The organism is Streptococcus sp. SGI.013 (assembly GCF_050315295.1).
GTDB lineage: Bacteria > Bacillota > Bacilli > Lactobacillales > Streptococcaceae > Streptococcus > Streptococcus porcorum.
The window spans coordinates 16,566-41,038 of sequence record NZ_JBNPOS010000010.1 but is presented as its reverse complement, the minus strand read 5'-3'; the positions used below and the strand labels follow the sequence as shown (position 1 = coordinate 41,038).

The window sequence follows — 24,473 nt, the reverse complement described above, 5'->3', positions numbered from 1 at the left end:
GATGCGAACAACCAATTTACAGAAACTTGGAGCTGTTGGTTTCCTAATCAATGCCAGTATTTACCTTGGGACAGAATTGCTGGCTGCTATTGGTACTGGCTACCCACTTGGTTACGTCTATAGTCGGCAGTTTATTTCGGCTCTTGGGGTGTATAATGGCCAACAGGTAGCTGGTGTACCAGAAAACTTTTCGAATTGGGCGATTGTCATGAATAGTGGTTTTATTCTGACTGCAATTGGCTTTGTCCTCTCCTATGCTCTGCTGATTTTTCCTAAAGTAAGACGAAAATATCCGATTTTAGCTATCATTTTCTTGTTAATCGTCACTCTCTTTGGTTTCGGCAGTCTTTTAGTTGGTCTTTTTCAAGGGGGTGTGCCTGGTCAAGATGGTCTGCATGGGCTTGGAGCTCGGTTGTCTTTTATAATGGGCAATAGTAGCTTGCTTTTGACAGGGCTTTTCCTGCCTGAGCAAAAAACGGCTTATCGTACTATTAGCATCCTTCTCGGCTTATGTGGTTTTGTTTCGGCAGGATTTTTGCAGACGGCAATCGCAGAAAATCAAGTAGCCGTTATGGCTATCTATGAACGCCTGACAGTTTACCCTATTACCGTTTGGCAGATATTAACTGGTCTAACATTTATGAAGAAATAGAAAGTCAGAACTCGGTTCTGGCTTTTTGCCGTTTAGGTGTGGAAATCAACCGAATAGCTAAAAGCCCTTGAAGCCTTGTACAGATTGGTGTTTAATAGGGATAGAAGGAGAAAGGCTATGAAAGTAAAACTAGATATTTCACCAGACATCTTGGAAGACTTGGTGACTATTGAAGCTAAAACGATGTCTGAGAAGATTGCCCAGTTAGTGACTTATGCCCAAAACCTAGACAAGCAGGTTTCTAGACTGATGGTCAAAAAAGGAGATCAAGTTTATCTTTTAGATTATGATGAGATTGTCAGACTTTACTTGGAAGATAAAGTTTTACAGGTGGAAGTGCTAGATGATTCTTTTACCTCTCACTTACGTTTGTATCAAGTTAAAGAATTATTACCAGTAAACTTTTTACAGATTTCTCAATCAGAAATTATTCAGATTAAGCAACTGGATCACCTCAAATTGACTGCCAACGGTCTGGTTAAATTGGTCATGAAAAATGGCACGGTCACCTACTCATCCCGTCGCTATCTCAAGGTTATCAAAGAAAGGTTAGGACTATGAAAAAATACATCTTATCAGCCAGCTTAGGTGTTACTCTCGGAACTATCATTTCCATCATCACCTCTAGCATATTTGGACAAGGCATCTATCTTCCGCTCAATCCCTTTTCAACCATGGGGGCTTATTATCTGGCTCATTTTACTCAAACAACTGTTATGCTGATTTGTGTGTTGATTTGGGCAAGTATTGGTATCTTATTTCAGTTAGCAGATAAGATTTATCAGCAGGATTGGAGTCTTCTACGAATGACGGCAACGCATTTTGGCATCACAGCTTTAGGGTTTACACCGCTAGGGATTTTAGCAGGTTGGTTTCCAATCAATTTAGGATCACTGACTTTTTTCTGGGGACTTTTCATTCTAGTCTATATTTTGCTATTTTTAATCAACTATAAACAAATGTCTCGGTCTATCAAAGACATCAATGGCAAGTTATAAACGTAAAAGTTTATCAGAATGTTTAGAAAATTTTGTGTTTTTTGTTGACAGAAAAAATTTTTAAGGTATAATAATAAGCAATCAGAAGAAGTACACTAAGATAAGTTTTCAGAAAGTTGGCGGTTGTTGTGAGCCAATAACAGTTTTTGTGGAAATGGGCTGAGGTAACTGGAGAATTTTAAACAATGTAAATTCGGTTGGCACACCTTATCGTGCAACTCCTTGTTAGAGGAGATAGAGATTAGGGAGACCTTATACCCAAATTCCCTAAAATGAGGTGGCACCGCGCTATATTGACGCCCTCGTACAGAGTTTTTTCTGTGCGAGGGCTTTTTGCATCGTCAGATTGACCAGAGAATAGGTAATTGTTTGTCTTAGCCCTGTTAGAAAAGAGGTTCTTATGGAAAAAGTTTTATCAGCAGATATTTTAACTCCGATTCTTGCTTATATGCGCATTAAAGGAGAACATAAGATGATTTTAGAGTCTATTCCAAGAGAGAAGGAAAATGCGCGTTTTTCTATCCTAGCTTATAATCCTGTTTTTGAAGTGACCTTTGACAATGGTCAGCTAAGAGAGAACGGTCAAGTGATTGACCAAGATCCGCTGGATTATCTGAGTCAATTGAGCATAGTACCTGCAAAAACAAGTGAGCTTCCGTTTGCAGGAGGTGCCATTGGTTATCTTGGCTATGACATGATTGGAATCTATGAAAATATTGGTCAGATTCCTACAGATACAATTGGGACGCCTGATATGCACTTCTTTGTCTATGAGTCTTTTCTGATTTTTGATCATAAAAAAGAGTGTATTCATGTGGTTGAGACAAATGACTATAGCAAGCGTCCTGAGACGGAGATGGCAGAGGCTTTGGAGAGAGTTCTTACTGACCTACAAACCCCAACTAAAGAAGAGTTTTCACCACTTTCTTTAGAAAAGCTGAGCTTTCACCATCATCTAGAACAGGCAGAGTTTGAGGCTATGGTCAATCGGGCCAAGGACTTGATTCGTCAAGGAGATATGTTCCAATGTGTGCTGAGTCAACGTTTTTCAGCAGAGATGCTAGGACAGCCGTTTGATTATTACCGCAATATGCGTATTACTAATCCGTCAAACTACCTTTACTTCTATGATTTTGGCGATTATCAGATTATAGGGGCTAGTCCAGAGAGTCTGGTGTCCGTCAAAAAAGGCGTGGTGACAACTAATCCCATTGCAGGGACACGTCATCGTGGTCAAACAGAAGAAGAGGATGTTGTCTTAGCAGCGGAGCTTTTAGCCGATAAAAAAGAAACTGCTGAGCATCGAATGTTGGTGGACCTTGGACGTAATGATATCGGAAAAATTGCCCAAACAGGTAGCGTACAGGTCAGTAAATACATGGAAGTAGAGTATTTTCGCTATGTCATGCACTTAACCAGTGTTGTGAAAGGTGTTCTAAAGGATCCTAGTAATCCTATGGAAGCCTTGAAATCCACCTTGCCAGCAGGAACAGTATCTGGTGCACCGAAGATTCGTGCCATGCAACGCATTTATGAGCTGGAAAAAGAAAAGCGTGGTATTTACGCTGGTGCTATCGGCTACTTATCGGCAACTGGAGATATGGATTTTGCGATTGCTATTCGGACCATGGTCATCAAAAATCAGAAAGCTTATGTTCAAGCAGGAGCTGGTGTGGTTTATGATAGTGTGGCCAAAAATGAATTTTACGAAACCATCAATAAGGCTAAGGCCATGACAAGAATTGGAGAGCGTTTATGATTTTGTTGATTGATAATTATGATTCTTTTACTTACAATTTAGCGCAGTATATTGGAACCTTTACCGATGTCCTTGTTGTCCGTAATGATGCTGATGATCTTTATGAAAAAGCTGAGCAGGCAGATGGTCTGGTCTTCTCTCCAGGTCCTGGTTGGCCAAAAGATGCTGGACTGATGGAGCAGATGATTCAGGATTTTGCTGGGAAAAAACCAATCTTGGGCATTTGTTTGGGGCACCAAGCCATTGCTGAGACCTTTGGAGGTCGGCTAGGACTAGCTAAAAATGTCATGCACGGGAAGCAAAGTCTGATTAAGATCACAGGGCAGTCCCCTATCTTTGAAGGCATTGAAAAAGACATTCTCATTATGCGTTATCATTCCATTGTCGTTGATGACTTGCCAGAAGAGTTTGAGGTGTTAGCAAGGACAGTGGATGACCATGAAATCATGGCCATTCAACACAAGGAACTTCCGATTTATGGCTTGCAATACCATCCAGAAAGCATCGGTAGTCCAGAAGGATTGAAGATGGTGGAAAACTTTGTCAAACAAGTGGAGGATAGAGGATGAAGGCGATTTTTAATCAATTATCACGACAAGAAAACCTCAGTCAAGAGGAAATGGAAGCTGTTTTTCATCGCATCTTAAATGGTGAGCTGTCTGAAAGTCAAATCGCAGCCTTTCTCTTAGGTTTAAAGATGAAGGGAGAGACTGTTGATGAAATTTTAGGTCTCGTCAAGGTGGTTAAGGAGTATGCCACTCAAATCCCTAGCCAAGCGACAGGAGTGATGGATAATTGTGGGACAGGTGGTGATCAGTCTTTTAGTTTCAATATCTCAACGACGGCTAGTTTTGTTCTGGCTGCTGGTGGGATAACGGTAGCAAAGCATGGCAATCGCTCGATTTCCTCAAAATCAGGATCCGCAGATGTCTTAGAGGAACTAGGGATTGCTGTGGATCTCCCAGAAGAAAACTTAGGTCAGGTCTTAGATCAAACAGGAATTGCCTTTCTCTTTGCTCAAAAAATGCACCCTGCTATGCGCTATATTTCCCCAGCGCGTCAGGCTTTGGGCATTCCAACTATTATGAATCTTATTGGACCTCTTAGCCATCCCATGGCATTGGATAGTCAGTTGATGGGGCTTTATCGTGCGGATAAGCAAGCTGAATTGATTCAAGTTTTAAAAGCTTTGGGCAGACGTCGCGCCTTGATTATTACAGGTCCTGATAATATGGATGAAGCAGCGCTTTATGGGACAAATACCTATACACTGTTAGATAATGGCCAGATCGCTAGCGGCCAGTTTACTTATAAAGATTTGGGAATGGATGAGGTTCCCCTAGCAGCCATTAGGGGAGGTTCTGCTAAAGAAAATGCAGCGATTTTAGTAAGTGTTTTGGAAAATCAAGCCAGTCCTTATCTTGAAACGACTGTTTTAAATGCAGGGTTAGGCTTCTACGCCAATGGTAAGGTGACATCTATCAAAGAGGGTGTAGCTCTAGCGCGTGAGTTAATCGCTTCAGGAAAGGCACTTGCCAAGTTAAAAGCATTACAGGAGGCACAAATTGACTAAAAAGCAATTTTTACCAGAGATTTTAAAACAAAAGGAAAAAGAAGTGTCAAAGATGGCGCTAGAGGACTTGCTTCCGTTACGTCAGACCTATCGTCTCTATGATTTTTTAAAGGCCCATAAGGATAAGGTACAGGTTATTGCTGAGGTGAAGAAAGCCAGCCCTAGTATGGGAGACATCAATCTAGATGTCGATATTGTGGAACAGGCTAAAGCCTACGAAACAGGTGGTGCCGCGATGATTTCTGTCTTGACGGATGAGATTTTCTTTAAAGGGCACTTGGATTATCTTCGTCACATTTCGCAAGCAGTAGCTATTCCAACCTTAAACAAAGACTTTATCATTGATGAAAAACAGATTGTTCGTGCTAGAAATGCTGGTGCGACAGTGATTTTGTTGATTGTAGCAGCTTTATCAAAATTACGCTTGAAAGAACTTTATGATTTTGCGACAGGACTAGGCTTAGAGGTTTTGGTAGAGACACATAATAGTGACGAATTAGCCATAGCCCATGAGATAGGTGCTGAAATTATCGGTGTTAACAATCGTAATTTAATAACATTTGAGATTGATCTCAATACCAGTCTGCATTTATCGACTCAGTTTAAAGACCACTGTGTTTATGTGTCTGAATCTGGGATTTTTACAGCTGAGGATGTGGCTTTGCTTGCCCCTTATTTTAACGCCATTCTAGTCGGAACAGCGCTTATGCAAGCAGATAACTTAGAAGAAAAGATGAGAGAGCTAGCCTATGACAAAGGTTAAAATTTGTGGCTTATCAACTAAGGAAGCGGTTGAAGCGGCCTGTCAGACAGGTGCAAATTATATTGGCTTTGTTTTTGCAAAGAGTAAGCGACAAGTTAGTTTCGAGCAGGCAAGGGACTTACGCCAATATGTCTCTGGCAAAACTAAGGTTGTAGGTGTCTTTGTCAGTCCAAGCTTAGCGCAATTACAAGAAGCAATTACAGCAGTTCCGCTTGACCTAGTCCAAATTCACGGCGATGTTGATGAGGATTGGTTTGAAGAACTATCGGTTCCTAGCATCCGTGCTATTCAAGTAACCAAAGAAAGCGTTACTTATACCACAAAGGCAGACTACATCTTATTTGATGCGCCTGTAGCAGGAAGCGGTCAGACATTTGACTGGGAACGGCTAAAAAAACAGCACGTGCCCCAACCTTATTTTATAGCAGGTGGTCTCACTGTTGAGAATGTGGAGGCTGTCAAAAAACACTTTTCAGCCTATGCACTAGATGTCTCTAGTGGTGTAGAAACAGATGGCAAGAAAGATGTCAACAAGATAAAAGCATTTATAGAAAGGGTAACTTATGACTTATAATCAACCAGACCAGAATGGCTTTTTTGGAAATTTTGGTGGACGCTTTGTTCCAGAAACTTTGATGACAGCTGTTTTAGAGCTCGATCAAGCCTATCGCGAGAGTAAACAAGATCCAGCCTTCCAAAAAGAATTTCAAGACCTTCTTAAACAATATGTCGGCAGAGAAAATCCGCTCTATTTTGCAAAACGTCTCACAGAGTATTGTGGAGGGGCAAAGATTTACCTTAAACGTGAGGATCTCAACCACACGGGTGCTCATAAAATCAATAATGCCCTAGGGCAAGTGCTTTTAGCTAAGCGGATGGGGAAACATAAAATTATCGCAGAAACCGGTGCTGGACAGCACGGTGTTGCAACCGCAACAGCCGCGGCTCTTTTTGACATGGAATGTACGATTTACATGGGAGAAGAAGATGTTAAAAGACAGGCTTTGAATGTCTTTCGGATGGAGTTGTTAGGGGCTAAGGTTCATGCGGTAACAGATGGCTCACGCGTTCTAAAAGATGCAGTTAATGCTGCTCTTCGCGCTTGGGTTGCAGAAGTCGAGGATACGCACTATGTCATGGGATCTGTTTTAGGTCCTGCGCCTTTCCCAGAGATTGTTCGTGACTTTCAAGCAGTCATTGGTCACGAAGCCAAACGTCAATTTCAGGAGCTTTCAGGTGGCAAGCTTCCTGATGCTGTTCTTGCCTGCATTGGTGGTGGGTCAAATGCAATGGGACTTTTTTATCCTTTTGTTGATGATAGCTCTGTTGCTATGTACGGTGTAGAGGCAGCTGGTCGTGGTTTAGATACAGACCAGCATGCAGCGACCTTTGCCAAAGGTCGTCCAGGTGTTTTACATGGGACCTTGATGGATGTCTTGCAAGATGAAAATGGTCAAATTTTAGAAGCTTTCTCGATTTCTGCGGGTCTTGACTACCCTGGGATTGGCCCAGAGCATTGCCATTTTAACGATATCAAGCGAGCAACCTATGTCAGTGTGACAGATGATGAGGCTCTGGAAGGATTTAAACTTTTGTCACGTCTAGAAGGTATTATTCCAGCCTTGGAGTCTAGTCACGCCATTGCTTATCTTCCAACGTTAGCAAAAGAACTAGGACCCGATAAATCCATTGTGGTTTGCCTATCAGGGCGTGGTGATAAAGATGTGATGCAAGTTAAGGAAATGCTAGAGGGGAGGAAGGCATAGATGACAAAAACGCTAACCAAACATTTAGAACAGATCATATCACAGGATAAGGGATTGTTTGTGCCTTATATTATGGCTGGAGATCATGATAAGGGCTTAGAAGGCTTATTTGAGACGATTGCGTTTTTAGAAAAGCAGGGCGTTTCAGCTATTGAGGTCGGAGTACCTTTTTCAGATCCTGTAGCAGATGGTCCAGTGATTGAAGCAGCAGGACAACGCAGTCTAGAAAAAGGGACGAGTCTCACAGCATTGGTTAAAAAATTGCAAGAAAAGCAAGTCAAGACCCCACTGGTGTTGATGACTTACTTTAATCCTGTTTACCAGTATGGTGTTGAGCAATTAATCACCGATCTGAAGGACACTTCTGTGAAAGGCTTGATTATTCCAGACCTGCCTTATGAACACGAGGATTTTGTCAAACCTTATCTAAAAGAGAGTGATATTGCTTTGATTTCTTTAGTGAGTTTGACCACAGGGATTGAGCGTCAAAAGACCTTAGTTCAAGAAGCAGAAGGCTTTGTCTATGCCGTGGCTATCAATGGGGTCACTGGAAAATCAAATGATTACCGTGACGACCTCGATCAACACTTAAAAGCTTTAACAGAGGTTTCCTCTATCCCTGTTTTAACAGGCTTTGGTGTCTCCAGTCTTGAGGATGTGACACGTTTTAACCGTGTGTCTAATGGTGTTATTGTAGGCTCTAAAATTGTCAAAGCCTTCCATGACAAAGACCAATCCATCGGAAACTTCATCAAAGAGGCGGTTGAGATTTCACCAAGTCTATGTCATAATTAGGTAAAAAGATTTAAAGGAGAAGAGATGAAAAATAAACGTTTAATAGGGGTATTAATAGGCCTTGCCCTTGTCATTATAGCTGGTTTGGGGTATCAAACAGTGACCAAAAAAGAGACAAAAACCACTTCAGCTACGACAGTTAAAGTAGGGGTTCTACAATTTGTAACCCATGAAGCTTTGGATGAAATCTATCGTGGTATCAAGGCAGGGCTAGAAGAAGAGGGGTATTCAGGAGATAAACTAAAAATTGATTTTTTAAATGCTGAAGGGGATCAAAGTAAGGTCCAAACCATGAGTCAGAAGTTGGTTGCCAATCAAAATGACGTTTTAATTGGTATTGCAACCCCAGCAGCTCAAGGTTTAGCCTCTGCCACTAAAGAAATCCCTATTATTATGGGGGCTGTAACAGATCCTGTTGGAGCAAAATTGGTTAAAAGTCTTGATCAACCAGGTGGAAATGTCACAGGTGTTTCTGATAAAACTCCTATTAAAGCACAGGTTGATTTAATCAAAGAATTGACGCCAAATGTTAAAACGGTGGGAGTTATTTACTCTAGTAGCGAAGATAACTCAAAATCTCAAGTTGAAGAATTTAAAAACTTGGCTGAAAAAGCAGGACTTGAAGTTGTGGTGAAATCTGTTCCATCCACAAATGAAATCAAGACCACCTCAGAAGTCTTGTTGTCACAAGTGGATGCTGTTTGGGTGCCACTTGATAACACGATTGCCTCAGCCTTTTCAACTTTAGTTCAAGTTGCTAAAGAAGCTAAAAAACCTATTTACCCAAGTGTGGATACGATGGTAGAAGAAGGCGGACTAGCCTCAGTAGTGATTGATCAGTATCAACTAGGTGTTGAAACAGGAAAAATGGCGGCTAAAGTCCTTAAAGGTGAGGACGTTTCGACGCTACCTGTTAATGTTTTTGATGAAGGAACCCCTGTTTATAATGAAGAGGTAGCTAAAGAGCTCGGCATTACGTTGCCAGAAAAATAAAAGGCAACTTTTTCTCAAGTCGAAAACTAAGAAATCGTCAAAAGGAGTTGGATAACTAATATGTTATCCAACTCCTTTTTGATAAATGAGGACAATTAAATAAGATAAGAAAAGATAAGGGATAAAAGGAAGTCTTTTTGTTGGATTTTTGTGGTAGAGAAAAGTGAGGATACCAGCTAGACTAGAAAGTTGGATAACCCAAAGTAATTCTTGTAGCTTTAGGACAAAGGCTAGACTGGCTAGAAAAAAGAAATCACCTGACCCCATTTTAAGATCTTTTATCTCGGCTATTATTCCAAGTAAAGCTAGGCTCATCACAAGAGTATTAATGGGATTGAGATAAAAGAGGAATAAAGTGGGAATAAGCCAGTTTAAAAGTGGAAAAGAAAGCCATTTTTTATCATGTAAGGAAAGGTTTGTCCCCATAAAAATCAGAATGATATGGCTAATACTGTTAAAATCAATCATCTTCATACTTATATTATTCGATAAATATAATCAAATAATTTGCTTTTTAATAATAACCATTCTAAAATAGAGATATAAAGTTGAGGAGGAAAAATCATGTCAGATACAATTGTAGAAAAAATTTATGCTTCGATCGTGCATCAGGTTCAGAAAAAAGAATCCAGTACAACTTCAAATGAAAAGACAAAAGCTGTTTTAAATCAAGCAGTAGCAGACTTATCAAAAGCTGCCTCTATCGTTCATCAGGTTCACTGGTATATGCGTGGAGCAGGATTTTTCCATCTTCATCCCAAAATGGATGAATTGATGGATGGGCTAAATGCTCACCTAGATGAGCTAAGTGAACGTTTGATTACGATTGGTGGTGCGCCTTATTCAACACTGAAAGAGTTTGATGAACATTCAAAACTTGATGAAATTCCAGGATCATTTGATAAATCTATAGACGAGCATTTGGCACGTCTTGTAGAGGTTTATCAGTATCTTTCAAGTCTATACCAAGTTGGTTTAGATGTTTCAGATGAAGAAGGTGATGATCCTACTAATGGTCTTTTCTCTGATGCACAAGCTGACGCAGAAAAAACCATCTGGATGCTTCAAGCAGAGCGTGGTCAAGCACCAGGGATTCGTTAACAAGAGATGAAGCTGGCGATGCCCAGCTTTTTTCTTTTGTCTAGTAAAAAGCAGACATATTTTTAAAAATTTTGCCAACAAAGCAAACGATTGCATAATTCTGTTGAAAGGACAACAAAATTTTGTTAAAATGAATGTAATATGAAAACACTATATGATGTTCAGCAGTTGCTGAAGCGTTTTGGCATTTTTGTTTATCTAGGAAAACGACTATATGATATCGAGATGATGAAGTTAGAACTTTCTCGTCTCTATGATAATGGCTTGTTAGATAAGCAAGATTACTTAACTGCAGAGCTAATACTGCGTCGTGAACACCGCTTAGAAAAGGAAAAAGAATATGGCAAAGAAACTTCTAGGAATTGATTTAGGTGGAACAACTGTAAAATTTGGTATCTTGACTTTAGAGGGTGAAGTTCAGGAAAAGTGGGCGATTGACACTAATATTTTAGAGGATGGGCAACACATTGTTCCAGAAATTATTGAAGCAATCAAACACCGTTTAGACTTATATGGCTTAACTTCCGAGGACTTTGCGGGTATCGGTATGGGATCGCCAGGATCAGTAGATATTGTTAATAAAACCGTAACTGGTGCTTATAATCTTAATTGGGCAGAGACACAGGCTGTTGGGCAAGCTATTGAGAGTACTTTAGGGATTCCTTTTGCCATTGATAATGATGCTAATGTAGCCGCTCTTGGTGAGCGTTGGGTTGGTGCAGGTGAAAATAATCCCGATGTGGTTTTTGTCACTCTTGGAACAGGAGTTGGCGGAGGGATTATCGCTGATGGCAATCTGATTCACGGTGTCGGTGGTGCTGGTGGAGAAATCGGGCATATCATTGTTGAGCCTGAGACTGGCTTTGCTTGTACTTGCGGCAATCTAGGGTGCTTGGAAACAGTAGCTTCTGCCACAGGTGTGGTACGTGTTGCGCGTCATCTGGCAGAAAGCTATGAGGGAGATTCTAGTATTAAAGTTGCTATTGATAATGGTGATAGTGTGACGAGTAAGGATATTTTTGTGGCAGCAGCGAACGGAGATAAATTTGCTAACTCTGTTGTTGAAAAAGTTTCTTTCTATCTCGGACTAGCTACAGCTAATATTTCAAATATCTTGAATCCTGATTCTGTGGTTATCGGGGGAGGCGTTTCAGCTGCTGGAGAGTTTCTTCGTAGCCGTGTCGAAACTTATTTTAACAAGTACGCATTTCCACAAGTTCGTAAAACAACAAAAATTAAGATGGCACAACTTGGAAACGACGCCGGTATTATTGGTGCAGCAAGCTTAGCACGTCAGTTTGCAAAATAGGTAGTACCGTATGGATATTATTAGTTATTTAATCATTGCTTTTGCTATAGGATTTCTGATTTGGACAATTTGGAATTATTTCCGAGTGAGAAAGGCTGCGCAATTTGTTGAAAATACGGAATTCAAGAACCTTTTAAGACAAGGTCAGTTAATTGATTTAAGAAGCCCAGCCGAGTTTGGTCGAAAACATATTTTGGGTGCTAGAAATTTTGCTTTAGCTCAATTTAAAGAAAGTTTATCGGCATTGAGAAAAGATAAACCAGTCCTTTTATATGATAGTCGTCGTGGACAAGCTGTTGCTCGTGCTGTTTTAATCTTAAAAAAAGCAGGCTATCAAGATATCTATGTTTTAAGAGATGGTTTTGAGTACTGGGATGGCAAAGTGAAATAAAAAGTTACTGGACAGGTTTCCAGTAACTTTTTTGTTGGAAAAGACTGCTAGAAAATGAAAGGACAAGATTCATTATTTGATAAAATAGCATTCTAAAAACGTTTACAGCCTCATATGGCATGATTTTTTTAATAAATTATGCTATAATCCTCTAGTTGAAATAAATTATTACTATTATTATTACAGAGGAAAATATGACAAAATTTAGAGAAGATATTCGTAACGTTGCCATTATTGCCCACGTTGACCACGGAAAAACAACCTTAGTTGATGAGTTGTTAAAGCAATCACAAACGCTTGATGAGCGTACTAATCTTGATGAGCGCGCAATGGACTCTAATGATCTTGAAAAAGAGCGCGGAATTACCATTCTTGCTAAAAATACAGCCGTTGCTTACAATGGAACACGTATTAACATTATGGACACTCCAGGACACGCGGACTTCGGTGGTGAAGTTGAGCGTATCATGAAAATGGTTGATGGGGTTGTTTTGGTAGTTGATGCCTACGAAGGTACAATGCCACAGACTCGTTTTGTATTGAAAAAAGCACTCGAGCAAAACTTGACACCGATCGTTGTGGTTAACAAGATTGATAAACCATCTGCCCGTCCAGAAGAGGTTGTGGATGAGGTTCTTGAGCTTTTCATTGAACTTGGTGCAGATGATGATCAGCTAGAGTTCCCAGTAGTTTATGCTTCAGCGATTAACGGAACATCATCACTTTCGGATGACCCAGCAGATCAAGAGGCTACTATGGCACCGATCTTTGACACGATTATTGAGCATATTCCAGCTCCAGTGGATAACTCAGATGAGCCCTTACAATTCCAAGTTTCTCTTCTTGACTACAATGATTTCGTAGGTCGTATTGGTATCGGTCGCGTCTTTCGTGGGACGGTTAAGGTTGGTGACCAAGTTACCTTGTCTAAGTTAGACGGTACAACGAAAAACTTCCGCGTTACCAAACTCTTTGGATTCTTCGGTCTTGAGCGTAAGGAAATCCAAGAAGCAAAAGCCGGTGATTTGATTGCTGTTTCTGGTATGGAAGATATCTTCGTTGGTGAGACAGTAACTCCGACAGATGTAGTTGAGCCACTTCCAGTCCTTCGTATCGATGAGCCAACTCTTCAAATGACTTTCTTGGTTAACAACTCACCGTTTGCTGGTCGTGAAGGGAAATGGGTAACCTCTCGTAAGGTTGAAGAGCGTCTTTTAGCAGAGTTACAAACAGACGTATCACTTCGTGTTGACCCAACTGATTCACCAGATAAGTGGACCGTTTCAGGTCGTGGGGAACTGCACTTGTCTATCTTAATTGAAACGATGCGTCGTGAAGGATATGAACTTCAAGTATCACGTCCAGAAGTGATCATCAAGGAAATTGATGGTGTGAAAATGGAGCCATTCGAGCGCGTTCAAATTGATACACCAGAAGAATATCAAGGTGCGGTGATTCAATCTCTTTCTGAGCGTAAAGGGGACATGCTTGATATGCAAGCAACAGGAAATGGTCAAACACGTTTGGTTTTCTTGGTTCCAGCGCGTGGTTTGATTGGCTACTCAACAGAGTTCTTATCAATGACTCGTGGTTATGGGATTATGAACCATACTTTTGATCAATACCTTCCAGTTGTAGCTGGGGAAATCGGTGGACGTCATCGTGGTGCATTGGTTTCTATTGATGCTGGTAAAGCAACAACATACTCTATTATGCGTATTGAAGAGCGTGGAACAATCTTTGTTAACCCAGGGACAGAAGTCTATGAAGGGATGATCATTGGTGAAAACTCACGTGATAATGATTTGACAGTTAACATCACCACTGCTAAGCAAATGACTAACGTTCGTTCAGCAACAAAAGATCAAACATCTGTCATTAAAACACCTCGTATTTTGACTCTAGAAGAGTCTCTTGAGTTCTTAAACGATGATGAATACATGGAAGTGACACCAGAATCTATTCGTTTACGTAAACAAATTCTAAATAAAGCAGCTCGTGATAAGGCAGCTAAAAAGAAAAAATCAGCAGAATAAGCTGATGAGGGGGCAAAAATGTCTTATTTAATTCTTGCCTTGTTGATTGTGGTTTATTATGTCTTTGCTGCTCCAAAGACTGTTAAATCAACCATGAATGTTATCGCCTTTGTTGGACTATGTGCGTCTTTATTGGTTTTGGGAGGTTTGAGTCTTGTCAAGCTAGTCCAGTCTCCACCAGAGATCTTTATTGGCTTTGCCATGACTATTTTAGCTTATTTTGTCATTTTAGATATTTCAAAATTGCCGAAACGAGATAAATCTAACAGAAGGTAAACGTGTCACTACCAACAAGTTTCTTGATTCTATTTTAGAGAGTATTGGTCTTCTTGGGATGACAAAATGAAAAGCTAGGCTATAGATGCCTAGCTTTTTTGTATGGCAGGTGAGATAGTAGCAATCCTTTCAAAATCTTGAAAAACTTATCAATTAAGGGTAAAATATTAGGGAACATATATTGTAAGAATTGAGAAGGATATGAAACAGATTACTGATTTTGAAAATAAGAAGGTGTTGGTTTTAGGATTAGCACGTTCTGGTGAAGCTGCAGCAAGACTTTTGGCGAAACTAGGAGCTATTGTCACTGTTAATGATGGAAAACCATTTGAAGATAATCCTTCAGCTCAATCTCTTCTTGAAGAGGGGATTAAGGTTATTTGTGGTAGTCATCCTCTAGAATTGTTAGATGAGGATTTTGCTTATTTAATAAAAAATCCTGGAATACCCTATACCAATCCTATGGTAGAAAAAGCTATCTCTAAAGGTATTCCTGTTATCACAGAGGTAGAGCTTGCCGCACGTATTTCGGAGGCGAAGATTATTGGTATTACTGGCTCAAACGGTAAAACTACTACGACAACCATGATTGCGGATGTTCTAAATCAAGCTGGTCAGTCAGCACTTTTATCGGGTAATATTGGTTTTCCAGCTTCTGAGGTAGCAAGTCACGCGACAGCTCAAGATACTTTAGTGATGGAGTTGTCTAGCTTTCAGTTGATGGGTGTGACAACCTTTAAGCCACATATTGCTGTCATTACAAATTTGATGCCAACTCATTTAGACTATCATGGTAGCTTTGATGATTATGTTGCTGCTAAATGGCATATACAAGACAAGATGACTGCTGATGATATTATTGTACTGAACTTTAATCAGGACTTGGCTAAAGATTTAGCACAAAAAACAAGAGCTCAAGTTCTTCCGTTTTCAACACAGGAAAAGGTAGATGGTGCTTATCTTTTAGATGGTCAACTTTATTTTAAAGATGAGTGTGTGATGTCAGCATCGGAGCTAGGAGTTCCAGGCAGTCATAATATTGAGAATGCCTTGGCTACTATTGCTGTTGCTAAATTATCAGGTGTTGAAAACACTGTTATTAAAGAAACACTGAGTCAATTTGGTGGAGTCAAGCATCGTTTACAGAAGGTGGGTAGTCTTCAAGGCGTGACCTTCTATAATGATAGTAAATCTACCAATATTTTAGCTACTCAAAAAGCGCTCTCAGGTTTTGACAATGCTAAGGTTGTTTTGATAGCAGGGGGTCTGGACCGTGGCAATGAATTTGATGATTTAGTGCCTGATATTTCTGGATTAAAGAAAATGATTATTTTGGGCGAGTCTGCTCCACGTGTGATTCGTGCAGCTCAACAAGCAGAAGTATCGTATCTAGAAGCTACAGATATAGAAGAGGCTACTCGTCTCGCTTATCAGTCAGCTAGCGAGGGCGATATTGTCTTATTAAGTCCTGCTAATGCAAGCTGGGATATGTATCCTAATTTTGAGGTTCGTGGAGAGGTCTTTTTAGATACCTTTTCACGTCTAAATAAAGGAGAGTAAGATGGCTAAAAAGATCGTTTTCACGGGTGGTGGAACAGTAGGGCATGTTACTTTGAATTTGATATTGATTCCCAAATTTATCAAAGATGGCTGGGAAGTTCATTATATAGGCGATAAAAAAGGTGTTGAATACAAAGAAATTCAAAAATCAGGCTTTGACATCACCTTTCATGGAATTGCAACAGGAAAATTACGTCGCTACTTTAGCTGGCAAAACATGCTTGATGTGTTTAAAGTTGGTTTTGGTATTCTGCAAGCTATGGTTATTCTAGCAAAAATTCGTCCACAAGCCCTTTTTTCAAAAGGAGGCTTTGTATCTGTACCTCCCGTTATTGCCGCTAAAACATTAGGAATTCCTGTTTTTATACATGAGTCAGATTTATCAATGGGATTAGCTAATAAGATTGCTTATCGTTTTGCGACAACCATGTACACGACTTTTGAGCAAGGCGAGCAACAAGTCAAGTCAAAACATGTCGGTGCGATTACTAAAGTAGGAACAAATGTTGATGTCAAAACGCCAGCATTAGATGAAATCATCGCTCACTTTGATTCAGACCGTCAGACGCTCTTATTTATTGGAGGCTCTGGGGGAGCACGGGTTTTTAATGAGTTGATTACTAATACTTCAGATTTAACAAAAGACTACAATGTTATTAATATCTCCGGAGATTCTAGTCTTAATACGCTTTCTAAAAACTTATATCGTGTGGACTATGTTACGGATTTATATCAACCCTTGATGAATCTAGCAGACATTGTTGTGACTCGTGGTGGCTCCAACACAATTTTTGAATTGGTTGCTATGAAAAAGCTACATCTTATTGTTCCTTTGGGGAAAGAAGCTAGTCGAGGCGATCAACTAGAAAATGCAGATTATTTTGAAAAAAGAGGTTATGCTCTGACATTATATGAACAAGACTTTGATTACCCTCATTTAAAAACGTCCTTAGATAAGATTTGGGAGAGTCGGTCGGATTTTTATCAAGCAATGGAAAAAACACAAGATTTAAAATCACAAGAAGACTTCTACCAACTTCTCTTAGAAGATATCAACGAGAAGCTTAAGAGAAAGTAGAGGATTATGTCAAAATCAGAAGATAAAGAACAAGTAGAGGTGGGGACTCAAGCAGAGTTAACCGAGTGGCAACAACGCAATCTAGAGTTTATTGAAAAAAAAGAGCGCGAAAAAAAAGAACGCGAAAAACAAAGAAAGGAAGAATTGGCTAAGCGCTTAGCAAGAGAGCAAGAGGAGATAGAGGCAGCGCTAACACCCTCAGAAAAAAGAGCGATACTGAAACGTGAAAAAAGAAAGAAAAAACAAGATCAAAAGCGGATAAAATCACAACAAAAAGCACAAAAAAAGGCAAGACGTATGCCTGCCTCACAACGTTTTGGTGTGATAACGGTTATAACTCTTTCAAGCTTAATCTTACTTTGGTCAATTTTTTTGATTACACCATTTGCAACACAAAAGGTAATTGATGTTACAGGGCAACAAGAAGCCGATTCAAATGCTTTACTTAAAGCGACAGAGATTAAAACGAGTGATTATATTTTTACGACCATTTTAAATAGTAAACAAATAGAGGAAAATGTAAAGAAAAATTCTGTTTGGGTGAAAGATGCTCGTTTAACTTATCAACCGTTTAATCATTTTCTTTTAACGGTTGAGGAATATCCAGTAGTTGCTTATCAGGTCAAAGATGGCAACTATCAAGCTATCTTAAGCAGTGGGGAGCTTTCTGAACAATTGGCTAGTGATCAGATTGATTCTACTTTGGCTCTGGTTGATGGTTTAAGTCAATCACAAGTAAGTACTTTAGCGAAGCAGTTAAAAAAATTATCAAAAGAACATCTTCAACAATTTCAATCAATTAGCTTAACGCCAACAAAGGCTACCTCTGATTTATTAACTATTCTTTTAAGAGATGGTAACACGCTTAAAATCCCTTTATCTGAGCTAGCTGAAAAGTTACCCTATTATCAAAAAATTCAAAGTAGTTTGATGTCTCCAGTTGTTGTGGATATGGAGGTTGGTATCTATACAACTTCGGAGGAAAATAGTGATACTAATATCACGACAAGTGAAACTTCGACGGCATCTTCCTCTAGTCAAGAGACTATTGCAACTGAGGCAAGTCAATAATAATCAGAGAAAGTCTGATTTAGTTGGAATAAAAATTAATTTTATATGACAAAGAAGGTAAAATGATAACATTTTACTTTTTTTTATGATATAATATTTCCTGAATAATTCTGCAAAAAGCAGTATTGTTTATCAGTAAATGAAGTATTAGAAATCAATAGTAAGAAGAGATAGAGAGGTCGAGTGAATGGCTAGAAATGGCTTTTTTACAGGATTAGATATTGGTACAAGCTCGATTAAAGTTCTTGTTGCAGAGTATATTGCTGGAGAAATGAATGTCATCGGTGTGAGTAACATCAAGAGTTCAGGTGTTAAGGATGGCATCATTGTAGACATTGAGGCGGCAGCTGCAACTATTAGAACTGCGATTGAACAAGCAGAAGAAAAGTCAGGTATGACCATTGAAACAGTCAATGTAGGCTTACCTGCAAATCTTTTGCAAATTGAACCTACTCAAGGAATGGTCCCTATCATTAGTGATACAAAAGAAATCAAGGATGAAGATGTAGAGAGTGTTATCCAATCTGCCTTGACAAAGAGTATTGTTCCAGACAGAGAGGTTATTTCTATTATTCCTAAAGAGTTTGTTGTAGATACTTTCGCAGGTATACGTGATCCAAGAGGAATGATGGGAACGCGCTTAGAAATGCGTGCATTGATTTATACAGGACCAAGCACTATTATCCACAACTTACGTCGTACAGTAGAGCGAGCTGGTATCAAAGCAGAGCATATTATCATTACCCCTCTTTCTCTGACACGTTCCATCTTAAATGAAGGTGAGCGTGAGTTTGGAGGCATCGTTATTGATTTAGGCGGTGGACAGACAACAGTTGCAGCTATGCGTGCTCAAGAGTTAGAATATACTAATGTCTATATTGAAGGTGGAGACTATATTACTAAAGACATTTCTAAAGTACTGAAAACTTCCCTTCAGACAGCAGAATCTTTGAAATTTAATTTTGGAGAAGCCAATGTCGAGCAAGCTAGCGATACTGAAACAGTCCAAGTTGAGGTTGTAGGTGCACGTGAGCCGGTTGAAATAACAGAACGGTATCTAGCTGAGATTATCTCTGCTCGCCTTAAACACATCTTAGATCAGGTTCGACAAGATTTAGAGCGTGGACGCTTATTAGATTTACCAGGTGGTGTTATTTTAGTTGGTGGGGGTGCTATTCTTCCAGGTATTGTTGAGTTAGCTGAGCAAGTTTTAGGAACTCAAGTGAAGCTATATGTTCCAAACCAAGTTGGAATTCGTAATCCTATTTTTGCCAATGTGATTGGTATGGTGGAATATGTAGGTACTTTAACAGAGGTTGATGAAATTTCGCAAAGAGCCATTTACGGTGATGCGATGTTACGTCAACAACCTATTGATATTTATCGTTCTGCTCCAACTCAACCAGTGAAACAACCTACTCAACAATCTTATCCAGTAGGAGATTATGAGCGTTATCAAACGCCAAAAGCTTCAGTTGAGACGGGATATCAAGTTCCACCAGCAGAACCGACAACACGCCTTCAACAACAAGAGGTAAACTCAACGGAACCAAAAACGAAATTTTCAGATCGTGTACGTGGAATTTTTGGAAGTATGTTTGATTAGAGAGGATAAAAAATGGCATTTTCATTCGATGCGGCATCAGTACAAGGTGCAGTTATTAAAGTTATCGGTGTAGGAGGTGGCGGAGGAAACGCTATCAACCGCATGATTGAAGAAGGTGTAGCAGGTGTAGAATTTATTGCAGCTAACACAGATATTCAAGCCTTAAGTAGTTCAAAAGCAGAGACAGTCATTCAGTTAGGTCCTAAATTAACTCGTGGTTTAGGTGCTGGAGGTCAACCTGAAGTTGGTCGTAAAGCAGCTGAGGAAAGTGAAGAGGCATTGACTGAAGCATTAACTGGTGCAGATATGGTCTTCATCACAGCAGGCATGGGGGGCGGATCAGGTACAGGAGCTGCTCCAGTAATTGCTCGTATTGCTAAAAGTCTAGGGGCCTTAACAGTTGCTGTTGTGACACGACCATTTGGTTTTGAAGGGAATAAACGTGGTAACTTTGCAGTTGAAGGGATTTCTGAGCTGCGTGAACAAGTTGATACTTTATTGATTATTTCAAATAATAATCTCCTTGAAATTGTTGATAAAAAGACACCACTTCTTGAAGCTTTGAGTGAAGCTGATAACGTTCTTAGACAAGGTGTTCAAGGGATTACCGATTTGATTACTAGTCCAGGGTTGATCAACCTTGACTTTGCTGATGTGAAAACTGTTATGGCAAGTAAAGGTAATGCACTTATGGGAATCGGGATTGGTTCAGGTGAGGAGCGTGTGGTAGAAGCTGCGCGTAAGGCAATTTATTCTCCATTACTTGAAACAACTATTGATGGTGCCGAAGATGTTATCGTTAACGTGACAGGTGGTCTTGATATGACATTGATTGAGGCAGAAGAAGCTTCAGAAATTGTTAGTCAGGCAGCTGGACATGGTGTTAACATTTGGTTAGGAACTTCGATTGATGACAGTATGAAAGATGAAATCCGTGTTACTGTTGTGGCAACTGGAGTTGGCCAAGAAAAAGCAGCTGGTGCAGTAGGTGTTCGTCCTGTACGTCAAACACAATCAGAGTCTTCTGATTCCCAGCCTCAAACAGGTTTTAATCGTCGTCCAAATTATGATTTTGACCTGTCAAGTGGTGTAGAAGCACCAACTCAAGGTTCAGCTTATCAAGATTTTAATAATCCATCACAGCCATCATCATTTGGTAATTGGGATTTAAGACGTGATAACATCAAACGCCCAACTGAGGGAGAGTTAGATAGTCAGCTAAAAGTTTCAACGTTCTCAAGCAAGCCAGAAGTAGATGACGAATTAGAAACACCGCCTTTCTTTAAAAATCGTTAATAATGGATCTAAATCAAAATAAAAAAAATATAGAAAATGCTGTTGCAGCTGCGTGTTTGGAGGCGAAACGCTCTCCAGAATCTGTAAAGGTTATTGCAGTGACAAAATATGTTGATATTGCTGCCACGCGTCAAGTTTTATCTACAGGTATTCGACATATTGGTGAAAATCGTGCCGATAAATTTCTAGAGAAATATCAAGTTCTAAATGATGATGGCGTGGTATGGCATTTTATCGGGACTCTCCAACGCAGAAAAGTTAAAGATGTTATCAATTTGGTAGATTATTTTCATGCTCTAGATTCCGTCAAGCTGGCAAGAGAAATTGATAAGCGTGCCGAACATACAATAAAGTGTTTCTTGCAAGTCAATGTATCTGGTGAAGAAAGTAAGCATGGCTTTTCTACGACAGAGGTTACTTCTGTTTTAGAAGAATTACAAGAGTTAAAACATATTGAGCTAGTTGGTTTGATGACCATGGCGCCATTTGATGCAGACGATAAGCAATTACAAGAGATTTTTTCAAAGACAGAATCTTTACGTTGCCAATTGGCTTCATTAAAACTTCCTAATATGCCTTTGACAGAATTGAGTATGGGGATGACACGAGATTACCCCATTGCTATTAAAAATGGTGCAACTTTTGTTAGAGTAGGGACAGCATTTTTTGAATAATGGAGAGATCATGATGTTTAAAAATGGACTAAATAGAATTGTTTCTTACTTTGAAACAGATGAAGAAAATGAATTAGAAGAATCATCTGATACTGCTTTATCAGGTTCTCTAAGAGTGGAAGAGGAGTCTTCTATACCAGAAGTTAGACAGGAATTGCCTCCAAAGAGAGAGCAACCAGTCAAGACGGAAACTCAGAGGCAAAGATCAGCAGAGAGACCTCAATCAATTGCGGCTACTGCTCGTCAACTTACTTCTAATGAACAAACAAGTTCTTATCGAACAAGAGAATCACAAACCCCTAACTATCCGAAACAAGGACCGGACAACTATTTGACACAAAAAGAAATGATTACGATTGCAATAAAATATCCTAAAAAATATGAAGATGCTACAGAAATTGTAGATCTGTTAGCTTCTCAAGAGTGTGTCTTGATTGATTTTCAATATATGTTAGATGCACAAGCCAGACGATGTCTAGATTTTATTGATGGAGCTAGTCATGTTTTAGGCGGAACCTTACAAAAGGTTGGTTCATCAATGTACTTGTTGACCCCAATTAATGTTGTTGTTGAGGCTGAAGACATTAGCTTATCTTCAAATACTCAAGACTATAATTTTGATTATGATATGAAGCGTCGATAAAAATATGTTTGGATACTTAATATATGTATTATTACGTTTGCTAGATGTTTACTCATTTTTACTCATTGCCTATGCTTTATTATCTTGGTTCCCAGGAGCATCTTCTTCTGGTATAGGAAGATGGTTAGAAAATATAGTCTCTCCTGTTATAACACCTCTTAGGAGATTGAATTTGCAGTTTGCTGGTTTAGATTTTACAATTTTAGTAGCACTATTTTTGTTGAATTTTCTAGGACGACTCTTGATTATGGTGTTGATATAGATAAAATGGAACACTCACTGACCCAACATTTTAGTAAAGATGAGCTAGCTTTCGTTGAAAAAGTAGAAAATGATATTCGTTTTGTTGAAACGCGCTACAGTTTGTTATTGACACCTTTTATCAATCCTAGACAGGTCGAAATTTATCAAGCACTTGCTAACAGATCAGGATTAAAATGTTTTTCATCAAATCAATATATGACACGAGAATATGCTCGTGTCATTATTGCACCTGACTACTATATTTTAGAGGAAAAAGATTTTGAAATCGCTCTGCTGGAGATTAAATATGCAAATAAATTTAATCAATTGGAACATCGTCAAATTCTAGGAGCTTTATTACATCAGATGGGCGTGAAACGAACAGTTTTTGGTGATATTTTAGTCGAAGATGGCAGGGCACAAGTGTTTGTGGATCAAAGATTATCTAGCCATTTTGTCTCTGAAATTACTAAGATCTCTAGAGTATCTGTTCAATTAAATGAAGTTGATTACAGTCAGTCTATTGTATCCTATGAAGAAAGAGACACTAAAGATCTGATTTTATCCAGTTTAAGACTTGACAAAGTCTTATCAAGCGTATTAAAATTATCACGTAGTCAGGCCTTAAAATTGATTACAACTGAAAAAGTGAAACTAAATTATCGTGTTATGACAAAACCTTCTGTCATGTTGAGCATTGGTGATTTGATTAGCGTTAGAGGTTTTGGACGATTTTATTTAACGTCTGATTTGGGATTGACAAAAAGCGGCAAATATAAAATTAGAATAGAAAAGACCTAAAATAATAAGGAGAAAAGCATGGCAATTACAGCAGTAGATATTAAAGATAAGACTTTTACGACCAAATTTCGTGGTTATAATGTTGAAGAAGTTGATGAATTTTTAGATATTTTAGTTGATGATTTTGAGGAATTGGTTCGCAAAAATCGTGAACAAGCTGATCGTATTAAAAGTTTAGAAGAAAAGATTCTTTATTTTGATGATATGAAAGAATCATTGAGCCAGTCAGTTATTCTAGCTCAAGAAACAGCAGAGAAAGTGAAGTCATCAGCTTTAACAGAGTCTGAAAATATGTTGAATAAAGCAAATTATGAATCAACACGCTTGGTTGATGAAGCAAAACTCAAAGCTAATGAAATTTTACGTGATGCTACAGATGAGGCAAAACGCATTGCTGTAGAAACTGAGGATTTGAAGCGTCAAAGTCGTGTTTTCCATCAACGTTTGCTTGCTTCAGTAGAAGGTCAGCTTGGCTTGATCAACGCTCCAGAGTGGGCAGAGTTATTGAAGCCAACAGCTGTCTATTTACAAAATTCAGATGCTGCATTTAGAGAAGTAGTAGAAAAAGTTTTAGATGAGCATGTTTTAGATGAAACTTCTGATTTTGAATCCTTCGATGCTACTCGTCAGTTTACAGCAGAAGAGATGGAAGAACTTCAACGTCGTGTTGCAGAAAGCAATCAAAAAGTTGAAATGGCTTTAAAAGAAGAAGCACATGCTGAATTAGAGTCACAGGCTATCCAAGAGGAAGTATCAGAACAAGTTGTGACTGAAATTCCTTCTGAGTCATTTATTACCTTTGATGATGTGGAGCCAACAGAACCTAATTTAGGGGATACACAAACTTTTAAAATCAATTTTAATCAAGACTAATAACAAAAATACGGTATCAGATACATATTTTTAGCGAGTAGGAGATGGTGTGAGCCCTGCAATCCCTGTATCTGTTATCATCGCTTTGTTAGTATTTTATCTGAAGGACAGTAGGATAAAAGGTGAGCTCGCCTTAAGAGCATAAGAGGGACTTTTCGTAGTAGGAGTCCAAACTAAGGTGGTACCACGAGCTTTCGTCCTTTTTGATGAAAGCTC

General features: G+C 39.2%; 28 protein-coding genes and 2 other annotated features. Of the genes, 27 read left to right on the top strand and 1 reads right to left on the bottom strand.

What is annotated here, in order from left to right; all coding sequences use genetic code 11:
* Position 1: 1 nt before the first annotated feature.
* The 11 genes from ACQRDX_RS04195 to trpX all read left to right on the top strand — a co-directional run bounded on the left by ACQRDX_RS04195 (position 2) and on the right by trpX (position 9,299).
* Positions 2-652, top strand: a complete 651-nt coding sequence (locus ACQRDX_RS04195) for a DUF998 domain-containing protein (protein ID WP_354368127.1) — start codon at positions 2-4, stop codon at positions 650-652.
* A gap of 117 nt (positions 653-769) precedes the next feature.
* A complete protein-coding gene (locus ACQRDX_RS04190; RefSeq protein ID WP_427894793.1) occupies positions 770-1,213 on the top strand; it encodes a LytTR family DNA-binding domain-containing protein in 444 nt (147 codons plus the stop codon).
* The gene (locus ACQRDX_RS04185) at positions 1,210-1,650 is read left to right on the top strand and encodes a DUF3021 domain-containing protein (RefSeq protein WP_427894791.1); all 441 of its coding nucleotides are present in this window, start codon (positions 1,210-1,212) and stop codon (positions 1,648-1,650) included. The genes ACQRDX_RS04190 and ACQRDX_RS04185 overlap by 4 nt, the downstream gene beginning before the upstream one ends.
* A 67-nt stretch (positions 1,651-1,717) precedes the next feature.
* Positions 1,718-1,957: a binding site (T-box leader), on the top strand.
* A gap of 93 nt (positions 1,958-2,050) precedes the next feature.
* Positions 2,051-3,409, top strand: coding sequence for an anthranilate synthase component I (trpE, locus tag ACQRDX_RS04180; protein WP_427894789.1), 1,359 nt, complete (start codon positions 2,051-2,053; stop codon positions 3,407-3,409).
* Positions 3,406-3,978, top strand: coding sequence for an aminodeoxychorismate/anthranilate synthase component II (locus tag ACQRDX_RS04175; RefSeq protein ID WP_427894787.1), 573 nt, complete (start codon positions 3,406-3,408; stop codon positions 3,976-3,978). The genes trpE and ACQRDX_RS04175 overlap by 4 nt, the downstream gene beginning before the upstream one ends.
* A complete protein-coding gene (trpD, locus tag ACQRDX_RS04170) occupies positions 3,975-4,982 on the top strand; it encodes an anthranilate phosphoribosyltransferase (protein ID WP_427894785.1) in 1,008 nt (335 codons plus the stop codon). Before ACQRDX_RS04175 ends, trpD begins: the two co-directional genes overlap by 4 nt.
* Positions 4,975-5,745: an indole-3-glycerol phosphate synthase TrpC gene (trpC, locus tag ACQRDX_RS04165; RefSeq protein WP_427894783.1), complete on the top strand. Its 771-nt coding sequence runs from the start codon at positions 4,975-4,977 to the stop codon at positions 5,743-5,745. The genes trpD and trpC overlap by 8 nt, the downstream gene beginning before the upstream one ends.
* Entirely contained in the window at positions 5,732-6,319 is a 588-nt protein-coding gene (locus ACQRDX_RS04160) for a phosphoribosylanthranilate isomerase (protein WP_427894781.1), read from the top strand. Before trpC ends, ACQRDX_RS04160 begins: the two co-directional genes overlap by 14 nt.
* A complete protein-coding gene (gene trpB / locus ACQRDX_RS04155; RefSeq protein ID WP_427894779.1) occupies positions 6,309-7,511 on the top strand; it encodes a tryptophan synthase subunit beta in 1,203 nt (400 codons plus the stop codon). The genes ACQRDX_RS04160 and trpB overlap by 11 nt, the downstream gene beginning before the upstream one ends.
* A complete protein-coding gene (gene trpA, locus ACQRDX_RS04150) occupies positions 7,512-8,306 on the top strand; it encodes a tryptophan synthase subunit alpha (protein ID WP_427894777.1) in 795 nt (264 codons plus the stop codon).
* A 24-nt stretch (positions 8,307-8,330) separates the two neighbouring features.
* Positions 8,331-9,299: a tryptophan ABC transporter substrate-binding protein gene (trpX, locus tag ACQRDX_RS04145; RefSeq protein ID WP_427894775.1), complete on the top strand. Its 969-nt coding sequence runs from the start codon at positions 8,331-8,333 to the stop codon at positions 9,297-9,299.
* 63 nt (positions 9,300-9,362) lie between these two features.
* Here trpX and ACQRDX_RS04140 read toward each other — a convergent pair whose 3' ends face one another.
* Positions 9,363-9,767, bottom strand: coding sequence for a prepilin peptidase (locus ACQRDX_RS04140; protein ID WP_427894774.1), 405 nt, complete (start codon positions 9,765-9,767; stop codon positions 9,363-9,365).
* Between the two features lie 96 nt (positions 9,768-9,863).
* Here ACQRDX_RS04140 and ACQRDX_RS04135 point away from each other — a divergent pair, with 96 nt between their 5' ends.
* The 16 genes from ACQRDX_RS04135 to ACQRDX_RS04060 all read left to right on the top strand — a co-directional run bounded on the left by ACQRDX_RS04135 (position 9,864) and on the right by ACQRDX_RS04060 (position 24,257).
* The gene (locus ACQRDX_RS04135; RefSeq protein WP_427894772.1) at positions 9,864-10,400 is read left to right on the top strand and encodes a Dps family protein; all 537 of its coding nucleotides are present in this window, start codon (positions 9,864-9,866) and stop codon (positions 10,398-10,400) included.
* Between the two features lie 141 nt (positions 10,401-10,541).
* Entirely contained in the window at positions 10,542-10,766 is a 225-nt protein-coding gene (locus tag ACQRDX_RS04130) for a YqgQ family protein (protein WP_354368105.1), read from the top strand.
* Positions 10,741-11,709, top strand: coding sequence for an ROK family glucokinase (locus ACQRDX_RS04125; protein ID WP_427894769.1), 969 nt, complete (start codon positions 10,741-10,743; stop codon positions 11,707-11,709). Before ACQRDX_RS04130 ends, ACQRDX_RS04125 begins: the two co-directional genes overlap by 26 nt.
* A gap of 10 nt (positions 11,710-11,719) precedes the next feature.
* A complete protein-coding gene (locus ACQRDX_RS04120; RefSeq protein ID WP_354368101.1) occupies positions 11,720-12,100 on the top strand; it encodes a rhodanese-like domain-containing protein in 381 nt (126 codons plus the stop codon).
* A gap of 194 nt (positions 12,101-12,294) precedes the next feature.
* Entirely contained in the window at positions 12,295-14,136 is a 1,842-nt protein-coding gene (typA, locus tag ACQRDX_RS04115; protein ID WP_427894767.1) for a translational GTPase TypA, read from the top strand.
* An 18-nt stretch (positions 14,137-14,154) separates the two neighbouring features.
* A complete protein-coding gene (locus tag ACQRDX_RS04110) occupies positions 14,155-14,412 on the top strand; it encodes a DUF3165 family protein (RefSeq protein WP_354368097.1) in 258 nt (85 codons plus the stop codon).
* Between the two features lie 201 nt (positions 14,413-14,613).
* A complete protein-coding gene (gene murD, locus ACQRDX_RS04105) occupies positions 14,614-15,972 on the top strand; it encodes a UDP-N-acetylmuramoyl-L-alanine--D-glutamate ligase (RefSeq protein ID WP_427894764.1) in 1,359 nt (452 codons plus the stop codon).
* Between the two features lies 1 nt (position 15,973).
* A complete protein-coding gene (locus tag ACQRDX_RS04100; RefSeq protein WP_427894762.1) occupies positions 15,974-17,050 on the top strand; it encodes a UDP-N-acetylglucosamine--N-acetylmuramyl-(pentapeptide) pyrophosphoryl-undecaprenol N-acetylglucosamine transferase in 1,077 nt (358 codons plus the stop codon).
* Positions 17,051-17,056: 6 nt separating this feature from the next.
* On the top strand, positions 17,057-18,121 hold the full coding sequence (locus ACQRDX_RS04095) for a cell division protein FtsQ/DivIB (RefSeq protein ID WP_427894760.1): 1,065 nt from the start codon (positions 17,057-17,059) through the stop codon (positions 18,119-18,121).
* Positions 18,122-18,308: 187 nt separating this feature from the next.
* Positions 18,309-19,727 (top strand): cell division protein FtsA, encoded by a 1,419-nt coding sequence (ftsA, locus tag ACQRDX_RS04090; RefSeq protein WP_427894758.1) that lies wholly within the window; start codon positions 18,309-18,311, stop codon positions 19,725-19,727.
* Between the two features lie 12 nt (positions 19,728-19,739).
* On the top strand, positions 19,740-21,023 hold the full coding sequence (gene ftsZ, locus ACQRDX_RS04085) for a cell division protein FtsZ (RefSeq protein WP_427894756.1): 1,284 nt from the start codon (positions 19,740-19,742) through the stop codon (positions 21,021-21,023).
* 2 nt (positions 21,024-21,025) lie between these two features.
* Positions 21,026-21,697, top strand: coding sequence for a YggS family pyridoxal phosphate-dependent enzyme (locus ACQRDX_RS04080; protein ID WP_427894754.1), 672 nt, complete (start codon positions 21,026-21,028; stop codon positions 21,695-21,697).
* 10 nt (positions 21,698-21,707) lie between these two features.
* Positions 21,708-22,340 carry a cell division protein SepF gene (locus ACQRDX_RS04075; RefSeq protein ID WP_427894752.1) on the top strand — a complete coding sequence of 211 codons (633 nt, stop codon included), beginning with the start codon at positions 21,708-21,710 and terminating at the stop codon, positions 22,338-22,340.
* A 4-nt stretch (positions 22,341-22,344) separates the two neighbouring features.
* A complete protein-coding gene (locus tag ACQRDX_RS04070; protein WP_354369847.1) occupies positions 22,345-22,602 on the top strand; it encodes a YggT family protein in 258 nt (85 codons plus the stop codon).
* 5 nt (positions 22,603-22,607) lie between these two features.
* On the top strand, positions 22,608-23,384 hold the full coding sequence (locus ACQRDX_RS04065; RefSeq protein WP_427894749.1) for an RNA-binding protein: 777 nt from the start codon (positions 22,608-22,610) through the stop codon (positions 23,382-23,384).
* A gap of 18 nt (positions 23,385-23,402) precedes the next feature.
* Positions 23,403-24,257, top strand: a complete 855-nt coding sequence (locus tag ACQRDX_RS04060) for a DivIVA domain-containing protein (protein ID WP_354369849.1) — start codon at positions 23,403-23,405, stop codon at positions 24,255-24,257.
* Positions 24,247-24,462: a binding site (T-box leader), on the top strand. Its footprint overlaps the gene before it by 11 nt.
* Positions 24,463-24,473: the final 11 nt, after the last annotated feature.